General features: G+C 69.1%; 2 protein-coding genes. Both read left to right on the top strand.

Going from position 1 to position 4,416, the window contains the following annotated elements; genetic code table 11:
* The first annotated feature begins 207 nt into the window (after window positions 1-207).
* Window positions 208-2,034 carry a bifunctional metallophosphatase/5'-nucleotidase gene (locus C662_RS19325; RefSeq protein ID WP_002934224.1) on the top strand — a complete coding sequence of 609 codons (1,827 nt, stop codon included), beginning with the start codon at window positions 208-210 and terminating at the stop codon, window positions 2,032-2,034.
* A 246-nt stretch (window positions 2,035-2,280) separates the two neighbouring features.
* Entirely contained in the window at window positions 2,281-4,155 is a 1,875-nt protein-coding gene (locus C662_RS19320) for a methyl-accepting chemotaxis protein (RefSeq protein ID WP_002934223.1), read from the top strand.
* Window positions 4,156-4,416: the final 261 nt, after the last annotated feature.

Here is a 4,416-nt window from a genome sequence, read left to right as displayed (position 1 = left end):
CGCGTCGCCCCCTGTAGGAGCGGCGCGAGCCGCGAGGGGTTGAAGGCGATGGGGGTGGGCGGGCGGTTGATTAAAGGCTCGCGGCTGGCGCCGCTCCTACAGCAAGCCCAGCGCGTCGCGAGGGGGCGTTGGGGCTGGCTTTAACAGGCACTTCATATCGCGCAGGGACACTGCGGGGTGTCATTCCCAGTCCATTCGAGGTCCCTCATGAATCACACCGTCATCCCGGCCGTTGCCGTCCTCGCGGGCGCGCTTGCGCTCGCTGGTTGCATCAGCGATTCGGATACACCCAAGCCCGACTTCCCGCTCGCAATCCTGCACATCAACGACCACCACTCCAATCTCGACGAAGCCAGCGCCACGCTGCGCCTGGCCACCGACGCCAGCGGCACGCGCAGCAACGTCACCGTCGGCATGGGCGGTTTTCCGCGCGTGGTGACGGCGATCGACGAGCTGGCCACGCGCCACGGCAATGTCCTCAAGCTGCACGCGGGCGACGCCATTACCGGCACGCTCTACTACACCCTCACCGAAGGCAAGTCCGATGCCGACCTGATGAACGAGGTGTGCTTCGACGCCATGGCAGTGGGCAACCACGAATTCGACGCGGGTGACGCCGGTCTGCGCAGCTTCATCGACGACCTGTGGGCGAGCCCCACCTGCCGCACGCCGCTGCTGTCGGCCAACCTGTCGCTGCGCGCGGGCTCGCCGATCGGCAGCGACGGCGTACGCCCCGCCGTGGTGATCGAGCGTGGCGGCGAGCGCATCGGCATCATCGGCCTCACCATCGCCGACAAGACCCAGAACGCATCGCGCCCCGACCCCGGCACACGCCTGCTCGACGAACGCGAGGCCGCCCAGCGCGAAATCGACCGCCTGCACGCGCAAGGCATCGACAAGATCGTGCTGCTCACCCACATGGGCTATGCACAGGACCAGGCCCTGGCTGCACAGCTGTCGGGCGTCGACGTCATCGTCGGCGGCGACTCGCACAGCCTGCTCGGCGACGACAGCCTGCGCGACTACGGCCTGTCGCCGGTCGGCGCCTACCCCACGGTCGCCGCCGACAAGGACGGCAACACCGTCTGCATCGCCCAGGCCTGGCAGTACAGCGCCGTCGTCGGCGAACTGGAAGTCGTCTTCGACGGCCGCGGCAAGGTCAAGTCCTGCGGCGGCCAGCCCCATGTCCTCATCGGCAGCACGCTGGGCACGCTCAGCGGCGACGCCCTCACCTTCGCCCAGGCCGACCTCGCCCGCCAGCCCGCGCTGCGCGTCACCGCGCCCAACGCCCAGGCTGCCAGCGTGCTCGCCGACTACACCCGCCAGGTGACCGACTTCGGCGCCGAGCCCGTCGCCAACGCGCAAACCAACCTCTGCCTGCGCCGCGTGCCCGGCACCGCCCGCGACGGCTCGCGCTCGCGCCTCGCCGGCTGCAACGACGACCCCCATGTCATCGCCCACGGCGGCGACGTCCAGCAACTCGTCGCCGAAGCCTTCCTGCGCCAGGGCCAGCGCTTTGGCGGCGCCGACATTTCGCTGCAGAACGGCGGTGGTGTGCGCGTCGACCTCGCCATGGGCACGGTCACGGTGGGCAACATCTACACCGTGCTGCCGTTCAAGAACACGCTGGTCGCACTCGACATGAGCGGCGCCGAGATCCGCGCCGCGCTCGAAGACGCCATGCAGAGCGTGGTCGCCGGCAACACCGGCTCCTACCCCTACGCCGGCGCGCTGCGCTGGCAGGTCGACCTGCGCCAGCCGCGCGGCAGCCGCATCAGCGCCCTGGAGCACCGCAACGCTGGCGGCAGCTGGGTCGCGCTCGACGACAGCGCCCGCTACCGGGTGATCACCAACGACTTCATCGCCGACGGCCAGGACGGCTACACCACGCTGGGCACCATCAGCGGCGAGCGTCGCACCGACACCTTCCTCGCCTACGCCGACGCCTTCCTGCGCTACGCGCTGGACAACCCCGTGCTCGCCCGCCCGGCCACGGCAGACTTCAGCACCCAGGTGTTCATCGACACCCCCTGAGCGCAGGCCTCGCTCAGCCCGCAGCACCGCATGGGGCCGGACCTCGACCACGGGGCCGGCCCCATGCCCTACGCCCGCACGCCCGCACTCCCCCCAGGGTTGCTGCTAAGGAATTTCCCTTATATCGCTAAAGATGGCACTTCTGCAGACGATAAATTGGAGCATCATCCACCTGCTGCGCGTTCAACTTCGGCACCCAGGGGTACCCAGCGCGCGGGACCAACCTGACAGCATTCCGGAGCCATCATGCGTTCGATCAAGTTCATGATTGTGGGCCTGCTGCTGACGGTGATCGCGCTCACCGCAGCGGTACTCTCCACGGCCTCCTTCTTCCAGCTGCGCGGCCAACTCGTCGGCGCCATGGAAGAATCCACCCGGCTCGCGGCAAACAGCTACGCCGGGCGGATCGCCGAATGGGTGGACACCCGCCGGCGCATGATCGAAGCGCTCGTCCCCATTGCCGTCGACCCCGACGCCCTCACCTTCTTCCAGCGTGCCGCCGAAGGCCTGGCGCTGGACCTGGTCTATGCGGGCTACCCCGACAAGCGCACGGTGTTCTCGACGCCGCAGAACCTGCCGCCCACCTACGACCCCACCGCACGGCCCTGGTACCAGGGCGCCGTCGCCAAGGGCGGCACCATCCTCACCGCCCCCTACGCCGACGCCTCCACCGGCGACCTCATCATCAGCTTTGCCACACCCGTGCGCAGCGGCAGCAGCGTCGCCGCCGTCGTCGCCGCCGACGTCTCCATCCGCAACGTGGTCGACAACGTCCTCTCGGTGCGACTGCAGGGCGGCTACGCCATGCTCGTGGCGCACGACGGCACCATCATCGCCCACCCCGACGCCAAGCTCGCGCTCAAGAACATCAGCGAGGTCTCATCCGCACTCGCCGCCAACACCACACGCCTGGCGAGCGCGCCGGCCGCTCCCATCGAAGCCGCCGTGGGCGGCCAGGACAGCTATGTCACCTGGCAACCGGTCACCGGCACCGACTGGTCGCTCGTCCTCATCATCGACCGCGCCGTGGTCGCCGAACCGCTCGGCGCGCTGCTGGCCAAGAGCGTGGGCATCGTCATCGCCGTCGCCCTCGTCCTCGGCGGCATCGCCATCGTGGTGCTGCAGCGCATCCTCGGCGGCCTGTCCAAGATCCGCGACGCCATGCGCTCGATCGCCGGCGGCGGCGGCGACCTCACCCGGCGCATCTCGGTCGACGGCAACAACGAAGTCGGCGAAACCGCCTCCGCCTTCAATGAATTCATGACCGGCCTGCGCACCACCTTCAATGCCCTGAACGCCGACGCCACCCGCCTCGTCGCCGGCGTCAAGGAGCTCAACGACCGCGTCGACAGCGTCGCCAAGGAATCGGAAGGCCTCTCCGACATCTCCGCCAGCAACGCCGCCACCGTCGAAGAGATCACCGTCAGCATCGCCCACATCGCCGACAACACCGCCGACGCCGAAAAGCTCGCCGCCGAAACCGGCAAGCTCACCCAGCAGACGGTGGGCCAGGTCATGGCCATCGCAGGCGAAATCGCCACCTCGGCCGGCCAGGTCAAGGACATGGCGGGCGTACTCGAAGGCCTGGCGCGGCGCTCGACCGAGATCGAAGGCATCGTCAACGTCATCCGCGAAATCGCCGACCAGACCAACCTGCTCGCGCTCAACGCCGCCATCGAAGCCGCCCGCGCCGGCGAGCAGGGGCGCGGCTTTGCCGTCGTCGCCGACGAAGTACGCAAGCTCGCCGACCGCACCGGCATCGCCACGCTCGAGATCTCGCAGAAGCTGGGCATCATCCGCAACGAGACCGACGGCGCGGTTCAGCGCATGCACAACACCGTCAGCTCGGTCGAGCACAGCGTCGACCGCAGCGAAGAAGCCAGCCGCCTGGTCGAGGAGATCCGCGGCAAGATCGCCAACGTCTCCGAGCGCATGTCCGAAATCGCCCTCACCATCGCCGAACAGCGCAGCGCCACCACCGCCATGGCGCAAAGCACCGAAGGCATCAGCAGCCGCGTCAGCGAAACCGACATCGCCATCCAGGCCATCCGCGAAACCCTGCACCAGCTCTCCGAAACCGCCCAACGCACCGACACCGTCCTCGGCCGCTTCCACACCTGACGCCCCCCAACCGCAGCAACACCCCCGCACGAGCATCGGCGTCCTGTAGGAGCGGCGCCAGCCGCGAGCCTTTCCGGGCGGCTGCGACGAGCCCCGTCGCCTTCAACCCCTCGCGGCTCGCGCCGCTCCTACGGGGGAGGCCCGCGGCGGTTCGGTTCGCTGTAGGAGCGGCGCCAGCCGCGAGCTCTTCCGGGCGGCTGCGACGAGCCCCGTCGCCTTCAACCCCTCGCGGCTCGCGCCGCTCCTACGGGGAGAGATGCG

The organism is Thauera sp. 28 (genome assembly GCF_000310145.2).
Classification (GTDB): Bacteria; Pseudomonadota; Gammaproteobacteria; order Burkholderiales; family Rhodocyclaceae; genus Thauera; species Thauera mechernichensis.
Note: the sequence above shows the minus strand (reverse complement) of the source record. Positions and strands in the feature narration are given on the sequence as shown.

Coding starts and splice junctions, on each gene's coding strand:
- C662_RS19320 (WP_002934223.1), top strand. CDS start 2,281: ATGCGTTCGATCAAGTTCATGATTGTGGGCCTGCTGCTGACGGTGATC.
- C662_RS19325 (WP_002934224.1), top strand. CDS start 208: ATGAATCACACCGTCATCCCGGCCGTTGCCGTCCTCGCGGGCGCGCTT.